General features: G+C 63.3%; 23 protein-coding genes. 13 read left to right on the top strand and 10 right to left on the bottom strand.

Annotated features, from left to right (window positions below):
* Positions 1–21: 21 nt before the first annotated feature.
* From FQV27_RS12700 to FQV27_RS12680, 5 genes are all read left to right on the top strand, one after another.
* Entirely contained in the window at positions 22–1,629 is a 1,608-nt protein-coding gene (locus FQV27_RS12700; RefSeq protein WP_222611699.1) for an SLC13 family permease, read from the top strand.
* A gap of 36 nt (positions 1,630–1,665) precedes the next feature.
* Complete coding sequence (gene trhO / locus FQV27_RS12695) at positions 1,666–2,586, top strand: oxygen-dependent tRNA uridine(34) hydroxylase TrhO (RefSeq protein WP_147099079.1); 921 nt, start codon at positions 1,666–1,668, stop codon at positions 2,584–2,586.
* Between the two features lie 64 nt (positions 2,587–2,650).
* On the top strand, positions 2,651–3,577 hold the full coding sequence (locus FQV27_RS12690) for an AEC family transporter (RefSeq protein ID WP_147099077.1): 927 nt from the start codon (positions 2,651–2,653) through the stop codon (positions 3,575–3,577).
* Between the two features lie 3 nt (positions 3,578–3,580).
* The gene (locus FQV27_RS12685) at positions 3,581–4,384 is read left to right on the top strand and encodes a crotonase/enoyl-CoA hydratase family protein (RefSeq protein WP_147099075.1); all 804 of its coding nucleotides are present in this window, start codon (positions 3,581–3,583) and stop codon (positions 4,382–4,384) included.
* A 60-nt stretch (positions 4,385–4,444) separates the two neighbouring features.
* Positions 4,445–5,626, top strand: a complete 1,182-nt coding sequence (locus FQV27_RS12680; RefSeq protein ID WP_147099073.1) for an acetyl-CoA C-acyltransferase family protein — start codon at positions 4,445–4,447, stop codon at positions 5,624–5,626.
* A gap of 106 nt (positions 5,627–5,732) precedes the next feature.
* Here FQV27_RS12680 and FQV27_RS12675 read toward each other — a convergent pair whose 3' ends face one another.
* Positions 5,733–7,184, bottom strand: coding sequence for an aldehyde dehydrogenase family protein (locus FQV27_RS12675; protein WP_147099071.1), 1,452 nt, complete (start codon positions 7,182–7,184; stop codon positions 5,733–5,735).
* A gap of 148 nt (positions 7,185–7,332) precedes the next feature.
* Between FQV27_RS12675 and FQV27_RS12670 the strand changes: the two genes are divergently transcribed.
* Entirely contained in the window at positions 7,333–7,995 is a 663-nt protein-coding gene (locus FQV27_RS12670; RefSeq protein ID WP_147099069.1) for a peroxiredoxin, read from the top strand.
* Between the two features lie 83 nt (positions 7,996–8,078).
* Here FQV27_RS12670 and FQV27_RS12665 read toward each other — a convergent pair whose 3' ends face one another.
* The 5 genes from FQV27_RS12665 to FQV27_RS12645 all read right to left on the bottom strand — a co-directional run bounded on the left by FQV27_RS12665 (position 8,079) and on the right by FQV27_RS12645 (position 14,799).
* Positions 8,079–9,212: an MFS transporter gene (locus tag FQV27_RS12665; protein WP_147099067.1), complete on the bottom strand. Its 1,134-nt coding sequence runs from the start codon at positions 9,210–9,212 to the stop codon at positions 8,079–8,081.
* Positions 9,213–9,275: 63 nt separating this feature from the next.
* Complete coding sequence (locus FQV27_RS12660) at positions 9,276–10,118, bottom strand: hypothetical protein (protein ID WP_147099065.1); 843 nt, start codon at positions 10,116–10,118, stop codon at positions 9,276–9,278.
* Positions 10,119–10,188: 70 nt separating this feature from the next.
* On the bottom strand, positions 10,189–12,330 hold the full coding sequence (pnp, locus tag FQV27_RS12655) for a polyribonucleotide nucleotidyltransferase (RefSeq protein ID WP_147099063.1): 2,142 nt from the start codon (positions 12,328–12,330) through the stop codon (positions 10,189–10,191).
* Between the two features lie 235 nt (positions 12,331–12,565).
* Positions 12,566–14,020: a sodium/proline symporter PutP gene (putP, locus tag FQV27_RS12650; RefSeq protein WP_147099061.1), complete on the bottom strand. Its 1,455-nt coding sequence runs from the start codon at positions 14,018–14,020 to the stop codon at positions 12,566–12,568.
* A gap of 179 nt (positions 14,021–14,199) precedes the next feature.
* On the bottom strand, positions 14,200–14,799 hold the full coding sequence (locus FQV27_RS12645; RefSeq protein ID WP_147099059.1) for a M23 family metallopeptidase: 600 nt from the start codon (positions 14,797–14,799) through the stop codon (positions 14,200–14,202).
* A 170-nt stretch (positions 14,800–14,969) separates the two neighbouring features.
* Between FQV27_RS12645 and FQV27_RS12640 the strand changes: the two genes are divergently transcribed.
* Positions 14,970–15,581, top strand: a complete 612-nt coding sequence (locus tag FQV27_RS12640; protein WP_147099057.1) for a YdeI/OmpD-associated family protein — start codon at positions 14,970–14,972, stop codon at positions 15,579–15,581.
* Between the two features lie 4 nt (positions 15,582–15,585).
* Positions 15,586–16,176 (top strand): histidine phosphatase family protein, encoded by a 591-nt coding sequence (locus tag FQV27_RS12635; RefSeq protein ID WP_147099055.1) that lies wholly within the window; start codon positions 15,586–15,588, stop codon positions 16,174–16,176.
* 61 nt (positions 16,177–16,237) lie between these two features.
* Here FQV27_RS12635 and rpsO read toward each other — a convergent pair whose 3' ends face one another.
* The 3 genes from rpsO to FQV27_RS12620 all read right to left on the bottom strand — a co-directional run bounded on the left by rpsO (position 16,238) and on the right by FQV27_RS12620 (position 18,316).
* The gene (gene rpsO, locus FQV27_RS12630; RefSeq protein WP_147099053.1) at positions 16,238–16,507 is read right to left on the bottom strand and encodes a 30S ribosomal protein S15; all 270 of its coding nucleotides are present in this window, start codon (positions 16,505–16,507) and stop codon (positions 16,238–16,240) included.
* 148 nt (positions 16,508–16,655) lie between these two features.
* Positions 16,656–17,690 carry a calcium-binding protein gene (locus FQV27_RS12625; RefSeq protein WP_147099051.1) on the bottom strand — a complete coding sequence of 345 codons (1,035 nt, stop codon included), beginning with the start codon at positions 17,688–17,690 and terminating at the stop codon, positions 16,656–16,658.
* A gap of 74 nt (positions 17,691–17,764) precedes the next feature.
* Complete coding sequence (locus FQV27_RS12620) at positions 17,765–18,316, bottom strand: pseudouridine synthase (RefSeq protein WP_147099555.1); 552 nt, start codon at positions 18,314–18,316, stop codon at positions 17,765–17,767.
* 354 nt (positions 18,317–18,670) lie between these two features.
* On the opposite strand from FQV27_RS12620, the gene leuC reads away from it, so the two are divergent.
* The 3 genes from leuC to FQV27_RS12600 all read left to right on the top strand — a co-directional run bounded on the left by leuC (position 18,671) and on the right by FQV27_RS12600 (position 21,844).
* The gene (leuC, locus tag FQV27_RS12610) at positions 18,671–20,113 is read left to right on the top strand and encodes a 3-isopropylmalate dehydratase large subunit (RefSeq protein WP_147099049.1); all 1,443 of its coding nucleotides are present in this window, start codon (positions 18,671–18,673) and stop codon (positions 20,111–20,113) included.
* 85 nt (positions 20,114–20,198) lie between these two features.
* A complete protein-coding gene (gene leuD, locus FQV27_RS12605) occupies positions 20,199–20,804 on the top strand; it encodes a 3-isopropylmalate dehydratase small subunit (RefSeq protein ID WP_147099047.1) in 606 nt (201 codons plus the stop codon).
* Positions 20,795–21,844, top strand: coding sequence for an endonuclease/exonuclease/phosphatase family protein (locus tag FQV27_RS12600; RefSeq protein WP_342779889.1), 1,050 nt, complete (start codon positions 20,795–20,797; stop codon positions 21,842–21,844). Before leuD ends, FQV27_RS12600 begins: the two co-directional genes overlap by 10 nt.
* A 2-nt stretch (positions 21,845–21,846) precedes the next feature.
* Here the strand turns inward: FQV27_RS12600 and FQV27_RS12595 are convergent, their stop codons facing one another.
* Positions 21,847–22,254 (bottom strand): hypothetical protein, encoded by a 408-nt coding sequence (locus FQV27_RS12595; protein WP_147099045.1) that lies wholly within the window; start codon positions 22,252–22,254, stop codon positions 21,847–21,849.
* Between the two features lie 137 nt (positions 22,255–22,391).
* Here FQV27_RS12595 and leuB point away from each other — a divergent pair, with 137 nt between their 5' ends.
* Together leuB and FQV27_RS12585 are read left to right on the top strand one after the other, a co-directional pair.
* Complete coding sequence (leuB, locus tag FQV27_RS12590; protein ID WP_147099043.1) at positions 22,392–23,513, top strand: 3-isopropylmalate dehydrogenase; 1,122 nt, start codon at positions 22,392–22,394, stop codon at positions 23,511–23,513.
* Positions 23,514–24,485: a DMT family transporter gene (locus FQV27_RS12585; RefSeq protein WP_281290026.1), complete on the top strand. Its 972-nt coding sequence runs from the start codon at positions 23,514–23,516 to the stop codon at positions 24,483–24,485.
* Positions 24,486–24,504: the final 19 nt, after the last annotated feature.

The raw sequence follows: 24,504 nt of genomic DNA, 5'->3' as shown, positions 1-24,504 counted from the left end.
GCCTATGAGGAGGGACGCGCAATGACCGAAGATCACTTGCCGAATGAACCCCGGCAACAGGGTGAGTACGAAGAATATGATGACGGCGGCGGCCGCTCTGCTGCGATGATCTGGGGGCTTCGCGCTGCCGGTCTGATCGCAGCGGCGCTTGTCTGGCTGCTGCTTGGCGGGTCGGAAAACCTGTCGCCCGATGCCCGCAACGTCGCCGCGATCGGCACGCTGATGGCGATCTGGTGGATGTCCGAGGCGATCCCGCTTTCTGCCACCTCTCTTCTGCCCATCGTGCTGATCCCGATGCTGACCGAACGCACGGTCAGCGAGGCGACGGCGCCCTATGCAAGTTCCATCGTGTTCCTGTTTCTGGGCGGCTTTCTGATCGCCATTGCGATGGAAAAGTGGAACCTGCACCGCCGCATCGCGCTGCTGACGCTGCGCAAGGTCGGCGTGCAGCCGAAACGCATCATCCTCGGGATGATGCTGGCGACAGGGTTTCTGTCGATGTGGGTGTCGAATACCGCAACGACGCTGATGATGCTGCCCATCGGGCTGTCCATCCTGACGCTGGTGGTCGAACGCAGCCACCACACCGATCAGGGTGCCGAGGTCGGCGAGGCGCTTGCCGCAGGCGGCACCATCAGCGAGGTGGTGGACGATCCCAATATCAAGGCGTTCGGCATCTGCCTGATCCTGTCCATCGCCTGGGCGGCGACCATCGGCGGATTGGGGACATTGCTGGGCAGCCCGCCCAACGCCATCGTCGCAGGCTATGTCGCTGACGAGCTGGGCCGCGATATCGGCTTTCTGCAATGGATGCTGATCGGTCTTCCGCTGGCGCTCGTGTTCATCATGATCGCGTGGTTCCTGATGACCAATCTGCTGTTCCGCTTCAATCTGAACGAGGTGCCGGGCGGTCGCGCCATGATCAATGACGAGATCGCCCATCTCGGCCCGGTCAGCCAGGGCGAGCGGATGGTCATGATCGTGTTCGGCGCGGCAGCCTTTCTGTGGGTGGTGCCGGGACTGCTGACCAGCCTCACCGGATCGGATCTGGGTTTTCTGGGCATGCTCGACGACACCGCAATCGCGATTGCGGCGGGCATTGCGCTGTTCATCCTGCCGGCGCGCGGTCGCACGGAAATGGTGCTGAACTGGAAGGATGCCGAAGACGGATTGCCCTGGGGCGTCCTGTTGCTGTTCGGCGGCGGGCTGTCGCTGGCCGGTGCTGTGGCCTCGACCGGGCTTGACCAATGGTTCGGCCAGCAGGTGCAGGGGCTTGGCAGCCTGACGCCGCTGATGCTGGTGGCCGCCGTCACAACGCTGATCCTGTTCCTGACCGAGGTGACATCGAACACCGCCACCGCCGCCACCTTCATCCCGATCCTTGGCGGGGTCGCGGTCGGTATTGGCGTCGATCCCATGGCGCTGCTGATCCCCGCGGCCTTCGCGGCGACCTGCGCCTTCATGCTGCCGGTCGGCACCCCGCCAAACGCGATTGTCTTCGGCACCGGGGCCGTGACCATCGGGCAAATGGCGCGGGGCGGCTTCGTGCTGAACCTGGTCGGCATCATTCTGATCACCATGTTCATCTATCTGCTGGGCGGCTTTGCCCTTGGCATCACCTTCGGATGATTTGACGAACCGGGGCGCGGCGGCTATGGCCAGCAAATGCTGACAGTCGCCGCGCTTTATCATTTCACGCCTTTCCCTGACCCGGATGCCATCAAGGCCCCGCTGGCAAAGCTTGCCTGCTCGCAAGGGGTCAAGGGCACGCTGCTGCTGGCGCGTGAAGGCATCAACGGCACCATCGCGGGGACGCGGCAAGGGATCGACGCCGTGCTGGCCCATATCCGCGCCCTGCCCGGCTGTCAGGGACTGGTCTGGAAGGAAAGCACCGCGACCGAGATGCCCTTTGGCCGGATGAAGGTGCGTGTAAAGCCTGAAATCGTCACCATGGGACAGCCCGATGTGGACCCGCTTGCCAGCGTGGGCCACTATGTCGAGCCGAAGGACTGGAACGACCTGATCTCTGCCCCCGATGTCGCCGTCATCGACACCCGCAACGATTACGAGGTCGAGATCGGCACCTTTGACGGCGCAGTCGATCCCGGCACCAGATCCTTCCGCGACTTCCCGGCATGGTGGCAGCAGAACAAGCACCGCTTTCATAACAAGCGCATCGCCATGTTCTGCACCGGCGGCATCCGCTGCGAAAAATCGACGAATTACCTGATCTCGCAAGGGGTCGAGGATGTTTACCACCTGCAGGGCGGCATCCTGAAATACTTGGAAGATGTGCCGGAAGCCGACAGCAAATGGCAGGGCGAATGCTTCGTCTTCGATCAGCGCGTCAGCCTAGGTCATGGGCTGCGCAGCGGCAGCTATGACATGTGTCACGCCTGCCGCCGCCCGCTGTCGGCGCAGGACAAGACCCGCCCGGAATTCGAAGAAGGCGTGTCCTGCCACCGCTGCCTGCCCGAATATTCCGACGCCGACCGCGCCCGCTTCCGCGAACGCCAGCGGCAGGTTGAACTGGCCCAGGCGCGCGGCACCGATCATATCGGCGCAGTCCTGAACCCAAAGGCTTGAAACTCTGCCCTGCCGGTGATCTTGTCGGCGCGGCCCTGGCCAGACCTGAAAGCGGGATCAAGCGATGCTGGCGATCTTCCTGAAAACCCTGCCCTTCTTCGCCCTGATCGGGTTGGGCTGGTTCGCCGCGCGCACGCGGATCTTTCCGCCCGAGGGCGCGGCATGGCTGACCCGCTTCGTCTTTTATTTCGCGCTGTCGGCGATGCTGTTCCGCTTTGCCGCGACGCTCGACATCAACGAAATCTGGGACCCGGCCTTTGCTGCCGCCTATCTGTGCGGCTCTCTGGTCCTGTGGTGTATCGGCATGGCGATCGGCCGCGCCCGCAAGCTGGGCTGGGCCGAAGCCGCGATGGAGGCGCATTGCTATGTCATCGGCAACACAGGCTTCCTTGGCGTGCCGATGCTGATCGTCCTGCTGGGCGAGGCCGCCGCTGGTCCTGTCCTGCTGATCCTGATTATCGACCTCGTGGTGTTTTCGACGCTTATCACGGTCATCGTCACGGGCTCGCGTCAGGGCCGGCTCAGGGTTTCGACGCTGTGGACCTTGCTGCGCGGGCTGGTTGCGAACCCGATGATCGTGTCGATGCTGGCGGGCCTCGCATGGTCGGCGCTGCACCTGCCGCTACCCGGCCCGGCGCTTGAATTCCTGACAATCCTGTCGGCAGCCGCCACCCCCGGCGCGCTGTTCGCCATTGGCGCCAGCCTTGTCGGACGCCGCGCCGACCGGCCCGTCATCGCCGTCTGGCTGTCCTTCGCGAAACTGGTCCTGCATCCCGCAGCCGTCGCCGCCGCCTGCATCCTGTTCAGCGTGAACCCCTTCGCAGCAGGCGTTATGATCGCCGCCGCCGCCCTGCCCGTCGCGGGCAATGTCTTCATGCTGGCCGAATATTTCGGCATCGCCGTGCAGCGCGTGTCATCGGCGATCCTGATCTCGACCGCCGCCAGCGTCGCAACCATTCCCATCATCATCCACCTGATCGAAAAAGGCTGACCCATGTCCCGTATCGAGGCGCTGTCGCTGGAACATTGCAAACTGGAACTGGACGATCTGGGCATCGCCACGGTCACGCTGAACCGCCCCGACAAGCGCAACGCGCTGAACGCCGCGACGATTGACGAGCTGATCGCGATTTTCACCGCCCTGCCCCGCGATGGCGTCCGCGCCTGCATCCTGCGCGGCGAAGGCCCGCATTTCTGCGCCGGGCTGGATCTGGTCGAACATCACGCCGCCGACCGCTCTCCGGCAGATTTCATGCATGTCTGCCTGCATTGGCACGAAGCGTTCAACAAGATGGAATATGGCGGCGTCCCGATCATCGCCGCACTGCAGGGCGCGGTCGTGGGCGGCGGGCTGGAACTCGCATCGGCGGCGCATATCCGCGTCATCGACGACAGCGCCTATTTCGGCCTGCCCGAAGGTCAGCGCGGGCTGTTCACCGGCGGCGGGGCCACGATCCGCGTGGCCGACCTGATCGGCAAGTCGCGCATGGTCGACATGATGCTGACCGGCCGCCTGTATCGCGGGGACGAGGCCGTGACCGTGGGCCTCGCGAATTACCTGGCCGAAGACAGCCACGCAAAGGCCTATGAAATCGCCAAACGCTGCGCGGAAAACCTGCCGCTGACGAATTTCGCCATCTGCTCGGCGATCAGCCATGTGCAGAACATGTCGGCGCTGGATGCCGCCTATGCCGAATCCTTCGTCGCCGGGGTCGTGAATACCCAGCCCGCCGCGCGCGAGCGATTGGCGGCTTTTCGCGACGGCAGCGGGCCGCGCATCAAGCCGACGCAGGGTTGATCCTATACAGGCCCGGCTGCCGGGCCTAAGCTGTCCGCGAATTTCATTTGGGGGAACATCATGTCTGATTCCGATATCGTCATTCTGGCCGGCGCACGCACCGCGATCGGCACCTTCGGCGGCAGCCTGGCCGCCATTCCGCCGATCCAGCTTGCCGCGACCGTCACCAAGGCCGCGATCGAACGCGCGGGCGTTGCGCCAGACCAGATCGGCACCGTGGTCTTCGGCCATGTCATCAACACCGAACCGCGCGACGCCTATCTGTCCCGCGTGGCCATGCTGGATGCAGGCGTCCCCTTCACCACGCCCGCGATGAACGTGAACCGCCTGTGCGGATCGGGCGCGCAGGCCATCGTGTCCGCCGTGCAGTCGCTGCAACTGGGCGACGCAGATTTCGCCGTCGCGGGCGGTGCGGAAAGCATGTCGCGCGCGCCCTATATCGCGCCCGCCGCACGTTTCGGTGCCAAGATGGGCGATGTGCAGATGCTGGACATGATGCTGGGCGCGCTGACCTGCCCGATGGGCACCGGCCATATGGGCGTCACCGCTGAGAACGTATCCGCCGAACATGACATCAGCCGCGAGGCGCAGGACGAATTCGCGCTGGAATCGCAGAACCGTGCCGCCAAAGCGATTGCAGAGGGGCGTTTCAAGGACCAGATCGTCCCGGTCGAAGTGAAAACCCGCAAGGGCGTGGTGGCCTTTGACACGGACGAACACCCCAAGGAAACCTCGCTGGACAAGCTCGCCGGTCTGAAAACCGTGTTCAAGAAGGACGGCAGCGTCACCGCAGGCAACGCATCGGGCATCAATGACGGTGCCGCCGCCATCGTTCTTGCGCGCGAGGACGCCGCCAAAGCCGCTGGCCTGACCCCGCGCTTCCGCGTGCTGGGCTATGCCGTCGCAGGCGTCCGGCCCGAAGTGATGGGCATCGGCCCTGTTCCCGCCGTCCAGAAGCTGCTGGAGAAGACCGGGCTGAAAGCGGAAGACTTCGACGTCATCGAATCGAACGAGGCTTTTGCCGCACAGGCCCTTGCGGTGAACAAGGAACTCGGCCTCGACCCGGCCAAGGTGAACCCCAATGGCGGCGCAATCGCGCTTGGCCACCCGGTCGGGGCCACTGGCGCGATCATCACCGTCAAGGCGATGTATGAACTGGACCGCACGGACGGCAAGCGCGCCCTGATCACCATGTGCATCGGCGGCGGTCAGGGGATTGCCCTGGCGATCGAGCGCATCTGACGCCAGCCGACGCGGTGTCGCCATTTCGCGGTGACGCTGTCCCTGCCAGATACAAAACCGCCCGCCCCGGAACCGAGGCGGGCGGCTTTATCTCAGTCGACCGGACTCAGGCCTCGCCGTCCCAGCCGCTGATCGCCTTGGAATCCATGAACTCCTCGATCCCCCAGACGCCTCCTTCGCGGGCGCGACCCGACCGGCCGATGCCGCCGAAGAACGCACCGGCGGCGCGCCCCTCGCCATTGGTTTCGACCATGCCCGCGCGCAGCTTCCGCGCCATGCGGTTGCGCCGCGCGCCGTCCTGGGTCTGGACATAGTTGGTCAGGCCGTAAGCGGTGTCATTCGCAATCGCGATGGCCTCTTCCTCGTCGTCGAACGGAATGATCGACAGGACAGGGCCGAAGATTTCCTCGCGCGCGATGGTCATGTCATTATTGACATCCGCAAAGACCGTGGGCCGCACGAAATAGCCGCGGTTCATCCCCTCGGGCAGACCCGGACCTCCCGCCACAAGGCGCGCGCCCTCGTCGATACCCTTCTGGATCAGGCCCTGTATCTTATCCCATTGCTGGCGCGAAACGACCGGCCCGATATGACGCCCGGCATCATGCCCGCTGGCCACGCCGGTCTTCTCGGCAACCTCTTTCGCGGTTTCGACCGCCTTGTCATAGATGTCGCGCTGCACCAGCATGCGGGTCGGCGCATTGCAGCTTTGGCCGGAGTTATAGAACACATGCCGCGCCCCACGCGTCACCGCCTTTTCGTCGGCATCGGCGAATATCACATTCGCGCCCTTGCCGCCTAGTTCCAGCGCCACCTTCTTCAGACTGTCCGCAGCAGCCTTGGAAATCGCGATCCCCGCGCGGGTCGAGCCGGTGAAGCTGATCATCTCCACATCGGGATGGGTCGAAAGCTGCGTGCCGACGCCGCTGCCATCGCCGTTCACCAGATTGAACACCCCCGGCGGCAGCCCCGCCTCGTCCACGATCTCGGCAAAGACCATCGACGACAGCGGCGCGATCTCGGACGGCTTCAGCACCATCGTATCACCTGCCAGCAAGGCCGGGATCACCTTCAGCGTCACCTGATTCATCGGCCAGTTCCAGGGCGTGATAAGCCCCACGACGCCAATCGGTTCCCACGCGATCATGGTGCCGTTCGCCTTGTCGTTCAGCGGGCGAATGAACTCGAAATCGCGGAAGGCGTCGATGAAGTTCTGCGTGTGATAGCTGCCGGCCTCGACCTGATCGCCGACCGACATATCGGTCGGTGCGCCCATTTCATGGGTGATCGCCCATGCCATGTCGTCAGCGCGGCGCTTATAGATCGCGAGGATCTTTTCGACATAGGCCAGCCGTTCCTCGGGCGGGGTCGCCGACCATGCCGGGAAGGCGCGCTTGGCCGCGGCCACAGCCGCATCGGTATCGGCCTGATCGCCGAGAGAGATCACCGCCACCGCCTCCTCGGTCGAGGGGTCGATCACCTCCAGATCGTTTTTGGCCTTGGGCTCGACCCAATTGCCGTCGATATAGAATTTTCGCTTGTCCAGAAGCTCGCTCATGCCTGAGTCCTCCAATCATTGACCGAATGGTCGCATTTACGCCGCACCGGCGCAAGCTGCACGCGCCGGGAAATCCTGTCGAAAAAAGGGCTTGGAACTTGGCGCGCGCACCATATGTTGCCTGTGAGATCAACGGAAAGGACTCCAGATGAGCCTGCGTATCAACGACACAGCCCCCGATTTCACCGCAGATTCGACCGAGGGCGAGATCAAGTTCCACGAATGGGCTGGCGACAGCTACGTTGTTCTGTTCTCGCACCCACGCGACTTCACCCCGGTCTGCACCACCGAATTCGGCGCAGTGGCCCAGCTTGCCGCGGATTTCGAAAAGCGCGGCACCAAGGTGCTCGGGATTTCGGTCGACTCGGTCGACGATCATGGCAAATGGAAGGCCGATATCGAGAAATTCGGCGGTGCGCCCGCGAACTTCCCGATGATCGACGACACCTCGCTGACCGTCGCCAAGGCCTATGACATGCTGCCGGCCGACTATTACCTGCCGCAGGAAGGCCGCACGCCCCAGCATTCCGCGACCGTGCGCACCGTCTTCATCATCGGCCCGGACAAGAAGGTCCGCCTGACCATGACGTATCCCATGTCCGTCGGCCGCAACTTCGCCGAGATCCTGCGCGCCCTCGACGCCGTGCAGGAAACCGACGGCGTGCCACTGGCCACCCCCGCCAACTGGGTGCCGGGTCAGGACGTGATCGTGGCACTGTCACTGGACGATGCGGCGGCTGAGGAAAAATACGGCAAGCTCGACAAGAAGCTGCCCTATCTGCGCTTTGCGAAAGATCCGAAGCACGGGTGATATGCGGGAAGGCCGCGCGGAATTGCGCGGCCTTATTTCTTTCGGCGGCGGCCGCTTTGCGGACAAAGCTGCCGCTTTCTGATCTATGGTGATTTCGACCGTATGATGTTTGCAATGATCGCGATAAGAATTGCGCCAATGCACAGTAAGGCCATGGCGACCCGGAGGCCGAACCCTTGGGACAGGAAGCCGAGCATCGCAGGTCCGACGAAGAACCCCGTGTAGGCGATCACGCTGATCGTCGCAACGGTCGCGCCGCGCGTTGCCGACGATGCCCGTTGCCCGCCGATATTCAGGGCGGCAGGGGCAATTACCGAGACACCGGCTGCGCCGAGGAAGATGCCGGCGTAGGCAAGCCAGGGGTGTTGCGAAAAAGCGAAGGCAAGACAGCCTAGTGCTGATCCTCCCGCGCCGAGCAGGATTATGCCCCAGTCCCCGACTCGCTGCGTCATCGCCTGGCCGCCAAAGCGACCGATGGCGACGGCCAGACCAACCGTTGCAGGAGCGCCGCTCGACAGCTGAGGCGTGGCATCGAAGAGCCTCTCGAAAAAGAGTGCGCTCCAATTCTGGAGGCCGTTCTCCGTCAGGAAGGCGATCCCCGCGATTACACCAAGCCCCATCACGGGCAGGCTGGGCCGGAATCCCGACCGAGGTTCGCTGCCCGATCGCGAACCGGCCCGCGTGAGAACGCCGGCAAGCACGGCAAGCAGGAGGCAGAGCAAGAGGATCGCCAAGAGAACCTGCAACGCGCCGAACCCCGACCCTCTCGCCTGACCCGAGGCGATGGCAACCAGAAAATAGATCGCGGCAAAACTTCCATGTGCGAATTGCATCGACGATTTGCCAGTCCGGGAATCCGCCTCGGACACGCCAGCATTCATGACAATATCCATGAAGCCCGAGCAGCATCCGAGGATGAGAAGGCACAGGCCAAGGGCGAAGGGATCTCGCGCCATCGCCGGCAGCACGGCAGATGCCCCGAATGCCGGAATCGCGATAGGCAGAAGAAGCCTGACGCCCAGTCGATCGACCATCCGCCCTCCGAGGATCATCGCGGGTATTGCTCCGAGGGCGACGCAGAGGAGTGCCATTCCAAGCTCCGCATCCGAAGCGGCGGTATTCGTCTTCACAACAGGGATGAGGGTGCCCCACGCACCCCAGAACACCCCCATTGCGACGAAACCTATGAGGGGGCCTCCAACCTCTGCGAGCTTCATTGACCCCTCCTAAAAAATGCCCCTGAACATGAAATTTTTGACAGCCAGTCAAATATGTTAGCGCTATACTGCCTTGGGCAATGTCTTGGAAGGGCTCAAACCAACCCCGCACAAAAACCCAGCCGCTCGCGCCCGCGCCACATGGTGCCCCAGAAAACTGTCCTCGGGGATCACGCCGCCGTTTTCCTTGGCAAGGATCTTGTTGATATTGCTGGCCGTCAGATGCACCGCCCGCGTGTCCGGCCCGAAGCTTTCATCCGACAGGTCGCCCGGCGTCACAAAACGGCGGCAATCCTTCGTCAGGATCGGATACAGCACCTCCAGCGGCAGGGCATAGCGCAGCTCATCATGCTTGCGCAAAAACGCCGTCAGCGCGCGCGGGCCGGTTGACCCCCAAGGCCAGTTTTCAATCGGCACGCCGCGCCCAAACGTCTTGATCTGGTATTTCAGCCGCCGCGCGCCCTGGATATGCGGCGCGATCCCGCGCGTACCCGGCCCCAGCTTCGACAGATCGGCCAGCACGGGCGAATCCTTCGGCAGCCGCAGCACGGCGCAATTCACTTGATCGGGCTTTTCATAGCCGTAAATCCGCGCACCCTCGAACGCGAAGGGCTGCAACGCGATCATATCCAGATCGACCCATGTGTGATCCGTGTTCCGCATCAGCGCGAAGCGGAAGAAATTCGAATGCAGCGAGGGCGAGCCTTCGCGCGCATAGGTGGCGATCTGCCGCGCCGGATAAACCTCGTTCGCATCGCGGCCTTCGACGCCCGGCGGCAGGTTCGCAATCGGCGTATAGCTGTAAACCGTCAGCGGATTGCCCATGCGCAAGAAACTGGCGGCCGATGCCAGCTCGATCGGGCCAAGCCTGTCGCCAACCCACAGGGTCGCCAATGTGTTGCGCATCGAAATCCTCAAGAAAATGGCCGGCCCGAGCATCCCCGGACCGGCCTGAACATTCAAGAAGCCGCGCCGATTATTCGGCGGTTTCTTCCTTGGCTTCGGTAACTTCCTCGCCGGTTTCCTGATCGACCATCTTCATGCCAAGGCGCACCTTGCCGCGGTCGTCAAAGCCCAGAAGCTTCACTTTCACTTCCTGGCCTTCCTTCAGCAGCTCGTTCGGGTGACCCAGACGCTTGTTGGCGATCTGGGACACGTGGACCAGACCGTCGCGCTTGCCGAAGAAGTTCACGAAAGCACCGAAATCGACCAGCTTCACCACCTTGCCGGTGTAGATCTGGCCTTCTTCCGGCTCCGCGACGATCGAGTGGATCATCTCGTAGGCTTTCTTGATCGACTCGCCGTTTGCGGATGCGATCTTGATGGTGCCGTCGTCGTTGATGTCGACCTTGGCGCCGGAAACTTCCACGATCTCGCGGATGACCTTCCCGCCCGAACCGATCACTTCGCGGATCTTGTCGGTCGGGATCTGCATCGTTTCGATGCGCGGGGCGTGTTCGCTGAACTCGCGGCGGCCTTCGGTCAGGGCTTTGCCCATCTCGGCCAGGATGTGCATCCGGCCGTCTTTCGCCTGCGACAGCGCCTGCTGCATGATCTCGGGCGTGATGCCCGCAACCTTGATGTCCATCTGCAGGCTGGTGATGCCCTTCTCGGTCCCGGCGACCTTGAAGTCCATGTCGCCCAAGTGGTCTTCGTCGCCCAGAATGTCGGTCAGAACGGCGTATTTGCCATCATCTTCCAGGATCAGACCCATGGCGACACCAGCCACCGGCGCCTTCAGCGGAACACCCGCATCCATCATCGACAGCGAGCCGCCGCAGACAGACGCCATCGACGAAGAGCCGTTCGATTCGGTGATCTCGGAGACGACGCGGATGGTATAGGGGAAGTCGGTGGCGGCGGGCAGAACAGCCTGCAGCGCACGCCAAGCCAGCTTGCCGTGACCGATTTCGCGGCGACCGGGCGAACCCACGCGGCCAACCTCGCCGACCGAATAGGGCGGGAAGTTGTAATGCAGCAGGAAATTGCTGCGGAAGTTGCCATGCAGCGCGTCGATGATCTGTTCGTCATCGCCGGTGCCCAGCGTGGTCACGACCAGCGCCTGCGTTTCCCCACGGGTGAACAGGGCCGAGCCATGGGTCCGCGGCAGCACGCCCACTTCGCAGTCGATCCCGCGCACGGTCTTGGTGTCGCGGCCGTCGATGCGCTTGCCATTGGCAACCACGTCACCGCGCAGAATCGCCGATTCCAGCTTTTTCAGCGCCGAACCCAGATTGGCATCCGCCAGTTCATCCTCGTTCAGACCGGCAACGATCTTTTCCTTGGCCGCGTCGATGGCGTCGCGACGGTCGCCCTTGTCCAGAATGGCATAGGCGGCGCGCATATCGGCCTCACCCAGATCCTTCACACGGGCATAGAGCGCCGAATAATCCGGCGACTCGAAGTCGAACGGCTCTTTCGCGGCGGCTTCCGCGAAGTCGATGATCAGGTCGATGACCGGCTGCATCTGTTCATGGCCGAACTTGACCGCGCCCAGCATTTCTTCCTCGGTCAGCTCGTAAGCTTCCGATTCGACCATCATCACGGCGTCCTTGGTGCCGGCGACGACAAGGTCCAGACGCTGCTCGGGGTTGTTGCGCAGCTGGTCCATGTCCTGAACTTCGGGGTTCAGCACATATTCGCCATCCGCAAAACCAACGCGGGCCGCACCGATCGGGCCCATGAAGGGAACGCCGGAAATCGTCAGCGCAGCGGATGCGGCGATCATGGCGACGACGTCGGGATCGTTGACCAGATCGTGCGACAGCACGGTGCACATGACCAGAACTTCGTTCTTGAAGCCCGGCGCGAACAGCGGGCGGCAGGGACGGTCGATCAGACGCGCGGTCAGCGTCTCTTTCTCGGTCGGGCGCGCCTCGCGCTTGAAGAAGCCGCCCGGAATCTTGCCGGCGGCATAGTATTTTTCCTGATAGTGAACCGTCAGCGGGAAAAAGTCCTGACCCGGCTTCGGTTCTTTCGCAAAGGTCACGTTGGCCATGACGCTGGTTTCGCCCAGCGTGGCGATGACGCTGCCGTCAGCCTGACGCGCAACCTTGCCCGTTTCCAGGGTCAGCGTTTCCGGCCCCCACTGGATCGATTTCTTCACTTCATCAAACATCGTATATCCTCTGGGCGCGCACCGGCCCTCCGGCCGCGCCGTGTTTTTGGCGGCCCCATTGCCGCCGCCCCTATCCTTATGCGTCGCCCCGGGGCCGGGCGTTACGTCACAGATTGGGGGGCCTTACAGGAAATCAAGGGCTTTGGGAAGTGTCGCCGGGCCGCGCCTGCGGGGAAATGCCAGACGCCCGCCCCGATGCGGGACGGGCGCCAAAGCCAGGAACGGATGCCCCGGATCAGACCGTTTTCGGCGCGCGGTATTCGCCGGTATCGGGGGTCATGTTGCTGACGACGACAATCGCGATCCATGCGGCGATAAAGCCGGGCACGATCTCATACAGCGTGCTGCTAAGCCCCAGCATGATCCAGACGCCGACCACGACGGCACCCACGATCAGGCCCGCAACCGCGCCCGCGCCGGTCATCCGCTTCCATGTCAGCGCAAGGATGATCAGCGGACCGAAGGCCGCGCCAAAACCGGCCCATGCGTTGGACACCAGCCCCAGCACCTGCGCATCGGGGTTCGAGGCGATGACCACCGCGACCAGCCCCACCAGCAGCACCGCAATCCGCCCGACTGTCACCAGCTCCCTGTCCGTCGCATCGCGCTTGAAGACGGTGTGGTAAATATCCTCGGTCAACGAGGATGACGCGACCAGCAGCTGGCTGGACACCGTGGACATGATCGCGGCCAGCAATGCCGCATACAGGAAGCCCGTCACCAGCGGGTGGAACAGCAGGTTCGACAGGATGATGAAGATGGTTTCCGGGTCCGCGACCTCCAGCCCGTTCCTTTCGGCATAGGCGCGCCCGAAGATCCCCAGCGAGATCGCGCCGATCAGCGACACCGCCATCCAGCTCATCCCGATATTGCGCGCGGTCGGCACTTCCTTGACGCTGCGAATGGCCATGAAACGCACGATGATATGCGGCTGCCCGAAATAGCCCAGGCCCCAGGCCACCGCCGACAGCCAGCCCATGAAGGTCAGCCCCGCCGTCAGTGACAGATAGTCCGGCCCCACCGCCTCGCGCAGGCGGTCGGCGGCGGTTGCGATGCCGTCGCCCTGCCCGGTCGTCAGAATGACGATGGGCATGATGACCAGCGCCAGCATCATGATGATGCCCTGCACGAAATCGGTCAGCGACACCGCCAGAAAGCCGCCCATGACGGTATAGACCATGACGATCCCCAGCGTCAGCAGCACGCCGGACATATAGCCGCCATTGAACGCGCTGACGAACAGCTTGCCGCCGCCGACAAGGCCCGATGCCGTGTAAACCGCGAAGAACACCACGATCACGATGGCCGACACGATCCGCAGCAGGCGCGCCTGCGACGGAAAGCGATTGCCCAGAAATCCGGGGATGGTCAGGCTGTTATCATATTCCTCGGTCTGCTGGCGCAGGCGCGGGGCCACGACGACCCAGTTGACCCAGGCCCCGATGAACAGCCCGATCCCGATCCAGCTTTGCGACAGGCCCGACACGAACAGCGCGCCCGGCAGACCCAGCAACAGCCAGCCGCTCATATCCGACGCACCCGCCGACAGCGCCGCAACGGAAGGCGGCAGGTTGCGCCCGCCCAGCATGTATTCTTCTGAATTCGAGGTTGATTTGCGCCACGCATAAACGCCGATGCCGAGCATCAGCAGAAAATACGCCGCCAGGCTGATCCAGATTCCGGTTGCCATGAAAGCCTCCTTGCCAATAATTTCTTTGCTTGTTTCACAAAAACGTCAGAAGCCGAAGGCCACCCGGAAGATTTTTCCGTTTGCTGTGGGGATTTGGTCAAAACGTCCCGGACAGCGCCGCCCGAGCCTGCGTGAAATCAGGCGCGGGCGGGACCGCGTTCCGGGGACTTGTGGGGGCGTCAGAAATTGCAGGCCTGCGCCGTGTAAATCTCGCCCTTCACCAGCACCTGACCCGGAATGCAGAAGCGCGGGACGCGCATGGTTCCGGGCATATCGCCCGCCAGCGGACCCGGCGCGGACCCTGCCGGCACCTCGCGGACCTCGAAATGCAGATGCCGGCCATCATTGCTGCCCTGCGCCATGCCGATATTCGATTCGACCCCGATCACCTGCCCCATCGCCACATCGTCGCCGACCGAAAGCCCGGCGGCACTGACCGATCCGGTGGCAAGATGGGAATATTTCGTCCATTCCAGCCCCGGCACATGCTGGATCCAGACATAGTTGTTCGGACAGCCCGAGGCGCAGTTCTGGGTGTTCGTCTCCTCGATGAACCGCACGATGCCGGGCCGCGCGGCGACGACATTATAGGTCGTGCTGCCGTTCGTTCCGGCCATGTCGATGGCGAATTCGCCCCCGGAATGGGTGGTATGGTCCTGCCAGACCCCCACGGTCGATCCGGGCTGATAGGGAAGCTGATACAGAAACAGCGATTGATCGGGCGATGTGCAGCCAGCCAGCAGCGCACCCGCCGCGATAAGGGAAGAGAGGGTTTTCATGACAATAACGACCGCCCGCCGCGACTCCGGCTAAGCGTCCGGGCGGCACGCGCCTTTCAATTGGTGTTAAGCCCTGAAATCATACCATAAATTTTCGATTCGCGCGACGAAAAGCGGTCATGGACAGCGCTCGCGCTGGCTGACAAACTTCCCGAAAAAGGATCGCCATAATGTCCAAGACCGCCGCCAAATCGAAGCCCGCCGATCAGGTCAGGCTCGACGCCTTCTTCTCTCATCTCGACAATTGGCGCGACGAATTGCTGGTCCTGCGCGCGATCCTTCTGGATTGCGGCCTGACCGAGACATTCAAATGGTCCTCGCCCGTCTATACCGCGCATGGGGGCAATGTCGCGATCATCTGGGGCTTCAAGGACCGCGCCGCGCTTGGCTTCTTCAAGGGCGTGCTGATGAACGACCCCGAAGGCATTCTTGAACCGCCGGGCGAAAATTCCCGCAGCTCTCGGGTCGTCAACTTCACCGATACCTCCCAGATCAGGGCGGCGGAAAAGACCCTGCGCGCCTATATCGCCGAGGCGATGGGGATCGAGGAAAAGGGCCTCAAGGTTGATCTGCCCAAGGACGATCTGGAATATCCCGATGAACTCGTCGACAAGCTGGACAGCGACGACGCCTTCCGTGACGCGTTCGAAGGTCTGACCCCCGGTCGCCAGCGCGGCTGGGTGCTGCATTTCTCGACCGCCAAGCAGTCAAAGACCCGCACCGACCGGATCGAGAAGGCCGCGCCCAGCATCCTTGCGGGCAAAGGCATGCATGACAGGTGACAGAATGCCCGGAACCGCCCGCTATCTGACCCATCCGCAGGTTCAGGTCGATCCCGACCGCGACGTGCCCCGCTGGACACTGAACGACACCGGCCGCGCCCGTGTCGCAGCCCTTGCCGCAGCGCCGGGCCTTTTGTCCGGCACCAGCCGCATCATCAGCAGCGCCGAGGTCAAGGCCGTGGAAACCGCCGAACCGCTGGCCCGCGCCCTTGGCCTGCAACTGGAAATCCGCCCGCTGATGCACGAAAACGACCGCAGCGCCACCGGCTTCCTGCCACCGCCGGAATTCGAGGCGATGGCAGATGCCTTCTTCGCCCGCCCCGACGACAGCATCCGCGGCTGGGAACCCGCCCGCGCCGCGCAGGCCCGCATCCTGTCCGAGGTCGAAGCGGTCCTTGCCGGCCACGATACCGGCGACGTCCTGTTCGTCGGCCACGGCGGCGTCGGCACCCTGCTTTACTGCGCGCTGGCGCAGGAGGCCATCGACCGGCGCTTCGATCAGGGACCGGGCGGAGGCGGCAACTGGTTCGGCTTCGACATTCTCAGCCGCAAGGCGGCGTTGGGCTGGCAGCCGATGGAAACGCTAAGCGACTGATACACAATGAAAAACGCCCGCAGCGGATGCCACGGGCGCAATTCTCGATCATCTCGGCGTCTTAGCGGCGGATGCCCAGACGCTTGATGAGATCCTGATACCGGGCCTCTTCCTTGCCCTTCAGATAGTCCAGCAGCTTGCGGCGCTGTGCGACCAGCTTCAGAAGGCCACGACGGCTGTGGTTGTCCTTCTTGTGGGTCTTGAAGTGCTCGGTCAGGGTGGAAATGCGCGAGGTCAGAATCGCGACCTGAACTTCGGGCGAACCGGTATCGCCTTCCTTCGTCGCATATTCCTTCATCAGGCGATTCTTTTCTTCTACCGTAATCGACATCGGGGTCTCCTTTCGGAATCAAGGGGTTATGGCGCAGGCCGGGATGTCGTCCAGCACTGGCCCGTGGAGGCTTGCCGCCGGATTTCGCCAGCGGACGCGCGGCTATACTGAATCCTGCCGCAAAAAGAAAGCCTTGAAGTGCCGCGTCCTATAGTCCGGGGTGGATCAGCGCAATATCGGCCAGCTTCAGTCCCGCCCCGTTCAGGACCTGCACGACCGGCTGACCATCGACCAGCACGGTGGCATGGCCCTCTGCCTCGGTTATGCTCAGAACGGCATCGCGATGGCCGACTTCGATCTCGATCCGGTCGCCCGCGCCGTAATCGCCGATATGGACAAGCCCGGTTTCGGCCGGATCATAGGCGATGACAAAGCGGTCATCGCCGTCATTGCCGTCCAGCCAGTCGCCCGCACCGCCCAGCAGCGCATCATCGCCCGCGCCGCCATGCAGCGAATCCGCGCCCGCGCCGCCGGACAAGGTGTCATTGCCCAGCCCGCCGGCAAGGTCGTCATCGCCCGCGCCGCCGTCCAGCCAGTCATCGCCTGAATTGCCGTCAAGCCAGTCACTGCCGTCGCCGCCGTCCAGCGAATCGTCGCCCTCGCCACCGAACAGCCGGTCATCGCCCGCATCGCCGGCCAAGGCGTCGTCGCCGCCATTTCCGGCCAGCGTGTCATTGCCCGCCCCGCCATGCAGCCAGTCGTCGCCGCCGGGGCCATAGCTGTCATCGCCATACAGCCAGTCGCCGCCATCATTGCCGATCAGCGTGTCATTGCCCGCGCCGCCTGCCATATCGTCAAAGCCGTCGCTGCCCTCCAGCCGGTCATCGCCGGCCCCGCCGACAAGCGCGCCTTGCCCGGTGATCGTCTGCCCGGAGGATGCGTCGTCAAGCCCGGCTTCCGCCCCATCCTCGCCGGTTTCGGGATCGGATACCCCTGCGCCCGGATCAAACGCCGGATCGCCCGCATCGCCTTCGCCCTGCGTTTCTGCATCGGGATCGCCAAGATCGACATTGTCGAGGATCGTGCCGGCGCCCTCTGTCTCGTCCGGCGGCGCTTCGGCGCCCATCTCGTCCTCGTCCGTATCCTGGTCAGGACCGGACTCCTGAAACCCGCCCTGACTGAACATCAGTTCAACCGCCGCACCGGCGGCCAAGGCACCCATCAAACCAGCCAGAATCAACATGACACAACCCCACACACCATCCGCAGGACATATCGCAAACAGCGTCCCCCGGCCCGCGCTATGTTAAGAATGGGTTAACGCAGCAGCGCAGAGCCAGCTTCGCGCCATTCACCCGGCGCGATGCCGTCCAGCACCCAGTCGCCCACCTGCCAGCGCACCAGCCGCAGCGTCGGCAGGCCCACGGCGGCGGTCATGCGGCGCACCTGCCGGTTCCGCCCCTCGCGGATGGTCAGGCGCAGCCAGGCATCAGGCACGGTCTTGCGTTCCCGCACCGGCGGGTCGCGAGGCCACAGATCGGGGGCAGCGATCAGGTCCGCTTTCGCGGGCAGGGTCGGGCCGTCCTTCAGCGTCACACCCTTGCGAAGCGCCTGAAGCTGCGGCTGATCTGGTGCGCCCTCGACCTGCACCAGATAGGTCTTTTCCATCTTGTGCTTCGGGTCAGCGATGCGCGCCTGCAACTTGCCGTCATCGGTCAGCAGCATCAGCCCTTCGCTGTCCATATCCAGCCGCCCCGCCGGATAAACCCCCTTCACGTCAACGAAATCCGCCAGAGTCGGCCGTGGATTGGCCGACTGGTCGGTGAATTGCGGCAGCACGCCGTAAGGTTTGTTCAGCAGGATCAGCATCATCCCTTGTCACCCTATGCGCCGCGCTTCGCAAGCGTCAGACTGCGAAGCCATGCCCGACAGGAACCGCCGGGCAGCGCCCGACCCGCCCCCCAGGGCGGGCGCTTCACGCCCACCCTCGGGCCGGTCGCTGCCCTCTGCTTTATCCAGCATGCCCCGAATCCCTTGCCACGCCGCCCCCACAGGCGTAAATTCCCCGCCCATGATGCGCTATTTCAACATTCACGACCGCGCCCGCCTGCCGGGCCGCTTCTATGGCGAAAGCCTGTCCGTGACTGCCCGACTGTGATCGGCGGCGGGAAGACCCCGCATGACCAATCGCATCAGCAAGCCATTCCCTGAGGAAGAACAGCCATGACCGGCCCATCCAACGCGGGAAAACCCCGCACCCTTTACGATAAAATCTGGGACGCCCATATCGTCGACACGACCGATGACGGCACCAGCATCCTCTATATCGACCGCCATCTGGTCCACGAGGTCACCAGCCCGCAGGCCTTCGAAGGTCTGCGCATGGCTGGCCGCAAGGTCCGCCGCCCGGATCAGACCATCGCGGTCCCGGACCACAACGTGCCCACCACCGCCGACCGCGTGAACGGGATCGAAAACCCCGAAGGCCGCATTCAGGTCGCCGAGTTGGACAAGAACGCGAAAGAGTTCGGCCTGAACTACTATCCGATGAACGATGTGCGTCAGGGCATCGTTCATATCGTCGGCCCCGAACAGGGCTGGACCCTGCCCGGCATGACCGTCGTCTGCGGCGACAGCCACACCGCGACCCATGGCGCGTTCGGCGCGCTGGCGCACGGCATCGGCACGTCCGAGGTGGAACATGTTCTGGCCACCCAGACGCTGATCCAGAAGAAGTCGAAGAACATGAAGGTCGAAATCACCGGCAAGCTGCGCCCCGGTGTGACCGCCAAGGACATCACCCTGTCCGTCATCGGCGCGACCGGCACCGCCGGCGGCACCGGCTATGTGATCGAATATTGTGGCGAGGCGATCCGCGACCTGTCCATGGAAGGCCGCATGACGGTCTGCAACATGGCCATCGAAGGCGGCGCACGCGCCGGCCTGATCGCGCCCGATGAAAAGACCTTCGCCTATGTCAACGGTCGCCCGCATGCGCCGAAAGGTGCCGCATGGGAAGCCGCGCTGAACTGGTGGAAGACGCTCTATTCCGATGACGACGCGCATTGGGACAAGGTCATCACCATCAAGGGCGAAGACATCGCGCCGGTCGTCACATGGGGCACCAGCCCCGAAGACGTGCTGCCCATCACCGCCAATGTCCCCGCCGCCGAGGATTTCACCGGCGGCAAGGTCGAGGCTGCGCGCCGCTCGCTCGATTACATGGGCCTGACGCCGGGCATGGCGCTGACCGACATCAAGATCGACGCGGTGTTCATCGGGTCCTGCACCAATGGCCGGATCGAGGATCTGCGCGCCGCCGCCGGCATCCTGAAGGGCAAGAAGCTGGCCGACGGTGTGCGTGGCATGGTCGTGCCGGGGTCTGGCCTCGTGCGCGCCCAGGCCGAGGAAGAGGGTCTGGACAAGATCTTCACCGATGCCGGTTTCGAATGGCGTCTGGCTGGCTGCTCGATGTGCCTTGGCATGAACCCCGACCAGCTTGCACCGGGCGAACGTTGCGCCGCGACCTCGAACCGCAATTTCGAAGGGCGCATGGGCTATAAGGGCCGCACGCATCTGATGTCGCCGGTCATGGCCGCCGCCGCTGCGGTCGCCGGCCATCTGGTCGATGTGCGCGACGTGATGGTCGAAACGGAAACGGCGTAAGGCAGCCGCCTATGCACGCGCGGTGTACGGCCTGTATACAGGCTGTGTACGCGCTGTGCGGGCGAAACCAGACAGGATCTAGAATATGGAAAAATTCACCACCCTCACCGCCGTGGCCGCACCGATGCCGCTGGTGAACATCGACACGGACATGATCATCCCGAAGCAGTTCCTGAAAACGATCCACCGCTCGGGTCTTGGCAAGAACCTGTTCGACGAGATGCGTTTTGACCGGGAAGGCAATGAAATCAGTGACTTCGTGCTGAACCAGCCGGCCTACCGAAACGCCGAAATCATCGTCGCAGGCGACAATTTCGGCTGCGGCTCGTCCCGCGAACACGCCCCCTGGGCACTGCTGGATTTCGGGATTCGCTGTGTGATTTCAACAAGCTTCGCCGACATCTTCTTCAACAACTGCTTCAAGAACGGCATCCTGCCCGTCGTCCTTCCCGAAGACGCCGTCCAGGCCCTGATGGACGACGCCCGCAACGGCGAAAACGCGCGCCTGACCGTGGATCTGGAAAACCAGAAAGTGACGGCCCCGGACGGGACCGAATACCACTTCGACGTGGACCCGACGCGAAAGCATAACCTGTTGAACGGATTGGATGATATCGGCCAGACGTTGGAGCGCGGGGCGGCGATCGACGCCTTCGAGGCAACGGCCAGCCAAGCCCGCCCTTGGGTCTGAAAACAGTCCTTCTGACGACCATTCTGGCCGCCGCGCTGGCAAGTCCCGCGGCGGCCGAAACCATTCGCATCGCCAGCTTCGACCCCGAACTGACCCGCAAAGGACCGGGCCTTCTGCTGCGCGACATTCAGTCCGGCAAGGACAATCAGGTTCTGGCCGTCGCGATGGTCATCGCCAAGGTAAATCCCGATGTTCTGCTGCTGACCGGCTTCGACTGGGACCACGATCGCGCCGCGCTGCGCGCATTCACTCAGCTTATGGCCCGTAGCGGCGTGGATTATCCTTATCTCCTCGCCCCACAGACCAATCGCGGCATGGCCAGCGGCGCGGACCTCGACAATGATGGACGCTTGGCAGAGGCGGATGACTCTCAGGGCTGGGGCAGCTTCACCGGCCAGAACGGCATGGCGATCCTGTCACGCATTCCCCTCGGCAACGTCGTTGATTACAGCGAAGGCTTATGGCGCGACATGCCCGGGAACCTGATCGGGGACGCCCTCTCGCCCGAAGCCAAGACGGTCCAGCGTCTCTCGACCAGCGGGCATTGGGATGTCGAGCTTCTGACTGATCCGCCCCTGCATGTGCTGGCTTTTGCCGCCACCGCGCCGGTTTTCGACGGGCCAGAAGACCGCAACGGCCGCCGCAATCATGACGAGATCGCCTTCTGGCAGACCCACCTGCCAAACGCCCCGTTCGTCATTGCCGGCAACGCCAATCTCGACCCGGTAGACGGCGATGGGCGACACGAAGCAATCCGTAATCTTATTGAAAATAAACGCATTTCTGACGCACGACCTGCCAGCGCCGGCGGGGCAGCTGCAGCCGATGCGGGCCAGTCGGGCGATCCCGCGCTCGATACCGCGGACTGGCCTGATGATGGGCCGGGCAACCTGCGCGTAACCTACCTGCTGCCATCACGCGCGCTTCGCGTCACCGGCTCTGGCGTCGTCTGGCCCACCGACGAGGAGCCATTGTATCAGGCCGCCGCGGTCGCCTCGCCGCACAAGCTGGTCTGGATCGACGTGGAGATCGCGGACTGATGCTAGCTCCCGTTCTCGCCGGTGCCGCCGCCCATCTCTATCAGGTCGTCGATAATCGGCCGCGCCTTCGGGCCGATCCGGTCGCAGGCGGCGGGATCGTCCAGCATCCGAAATGCCGGGCCGTAATATTCGCGGTCATAGGTTTCCGGGTCGATACCAAGCTTTGCCGCCAGCATGTCGCCGGTGCCGGTCAGCAGCGTCCATTCACCATCGCTGATCCGGTAATCGGGGCAGTTCGAGGTGATGACGTTGATCTGCGCAAGCGCCGACAGCAATTTCTCGGCATTCGCATCCGAGATTCCTTCCAGATTCGGGATCGGAACAGACACTTTCGCGTCGGCCCGAACCTCCTTGCCAGTTGCACCCAAAGCAGTCGCGGCCGCCAGTGCCGCGACGAAAAGGCGGTTCATGGATCGTCCCCCGGTCGTCTTCATCTGCGCATGACTCGGCCCGATCCACGCGCGATGCGCAACCCAATTCAGCGTGAACTTGACCACATCCCGCGCCGGCGCTAGGCCAGCAATAACCCCGAAAGCACGAGGCACATATGTCCGACTATTCCCTTCTGATCCTTCCCGGCGACGGAATCGGCCCCGAAGTCATGGCCGAAGTCCGTAAGGTGATTGGCTGGTTCCAGACCAATCGCGGCATGCGTTTCGACGTGTCCGAGGATCTTGTCGGGGGCGCGGCTTACGACAAGCACGGCAAGCCGCTGGCGGATGAGACCATGGCAAAGGCGCAACAGGTCGATGCCGTTCTTCTGGGTGCCGTGGGCGGCCCGAAATACGACAATCTGGACTTTTCGCTGAAGCCAGAGCGTGGCCTGCTGCGACTGCGCAAGGAGATGGACCTTTACGCGAACCTGCGCCCCGCGCAGTGTTTTGACGCGCTTGCAGATTTTTCCTCGCTCAAGCGAAACATCGTGGCCGGTCTAGATATCCTGATCGTGCGCGAGCTGACCTCTGGCGTCTATTTTGGCGAGCCGCGCGGCATCCATGACGACAATAACAACCCCGAAAACGAGGGCGGCCGCGTCGGCATCAACACGCAGCGCTACACCAGTGGCGAAATCCGTCGCGTCGCCCGCGCCGCGTTCGAATTGGCGAAGAAGCGCGGCAACAAGGTCTGCTCCATGGAGAAGGCCAACGTGATGGAATCCGGCATCCTCTGGCGCGAGGAAGTGCAATGGGTTCATGACAACGAATTTCCGGATGTCGAGCTGTCGCATATGTATGCCGATAACGGTGCCATGCAGCTGGTCCGCAACCCGCGCCAGTTCGACGTGATCGTGACCGACAACCTCTTCGGCGACATCCTGTCGGATGCCGCAGCGATGCTGACCGGCAGCCTTGGTATGCTGCCTTCGGCGAGCCTTGGTGCGCCGATGGACAATGGCCGACCCAAGGCGCTGTATGAGCCCGTCCACGGGTCTGCCCCCGATATCGCGGGTCAGGGCAAGGCCAACCCGATCGCCTGCATCCTCAGCTTCGCGATGGCGCTGCGCTATTCCTTCAACGAGGGCCAGGCCGCTGACGATCTGGAAAAAGCCGTCGAAAAGGTGCTGGCCGATGGCGTCCGCACCGCGGATCTGATGGGACCAGAGGGCGGAACGCCTGTCTCGACCTCCGAGATGGGCGACAAGATCACCGAAGCACTGTCGAGGGCCTGATTGAACGCGCCGGGCAATATCAGGGCGATTGGCTTTGCGTTGATGTCGATGGGCGTCTTCGCGACGCATGACGTCATCATCAAGCTGCTCGGCGCGCACTACCCTTCGCTTCAGGTTCTTTTCTTTTCGTCCCTGCTGTCCTTTCCGCTCGTCTCACTGATCCTGATGCAGGAACGGACGCCCGGCACGTTGCGACCGAACCGTCCCGGCTGGGTTGCGTTGCGCGCGGTCTGCGCGATGGGATCGGGCATCTGCGCCTTCTATGCCTTCTCGGTTCTGCCGCTGGCGCAGGTCTATGCGATCCTTTTCTCGACGCCGCTGCTTATCACGTTGCTGTCGATCCCGATCCTGGGCGAGCGCGTCGGCATACATCGCTGGCTGGCGGTCGCCCTTGGCCTTTGTGGCGTGATGATCGTGCTTCGCCCGGGCGGGCAGACGCTGGAATTCGGTCATCTCGCCGCACTTCTCGCGGCCCTGTGCAGCGCAACCGCCGGGGTCGTGACGCGCAAGCTCGGCGGCTCCGAGAGACCGCTTGTCCTGTTGATGTGGCCGATGCTGGGCAACCTTTTGATCACCGGGGCGGGTCTCAGCATTGCCTATACGCCGATGCAGCTGCCGCATCTGGCGATGGCGGGCATGATTGCGGTGCTGGGATTGACCGGCGGTTTCCTGTCGATCCAGGCCTACCGTGTGGGCGAGGCGGCAATCGTCGCGCCGATGCAGTATTCGCAGATCATCTGGGCAACGATCTATGGCTGGTTCATCTTCGGCGAATCGCTGGATCGCCCGACAGTGATCGGCGCCGGGGTCATCATCAGCTCTGGCCTGTACATCGTCTGGCGCGAAAGCTCTCGCGGGGCTGGTTCCAACCGCCCGGTCATCGCATCCCGTCTGCGGCCCGACACGGTGACAACCCCGAAATCAACGCTTTTGCAGCGAATTCTTACCGGCCGCGCAGGATCACATCACTGAGGCGCATTTTGCGCCCGCA

It is taken from the genome of Paracoccus aurantiacus (genome assembly GCF_007993065.1).
GTDB lineage: Bacteria > Pseudomonadota > Alphaproteobacteria > Rhodobacterales > Rhodobacteraceae > Paracoccus > Paracoccus aurantiacus.
This window is presented reverse-complemented; position numbering and strand designations above follow the sequence as displayed.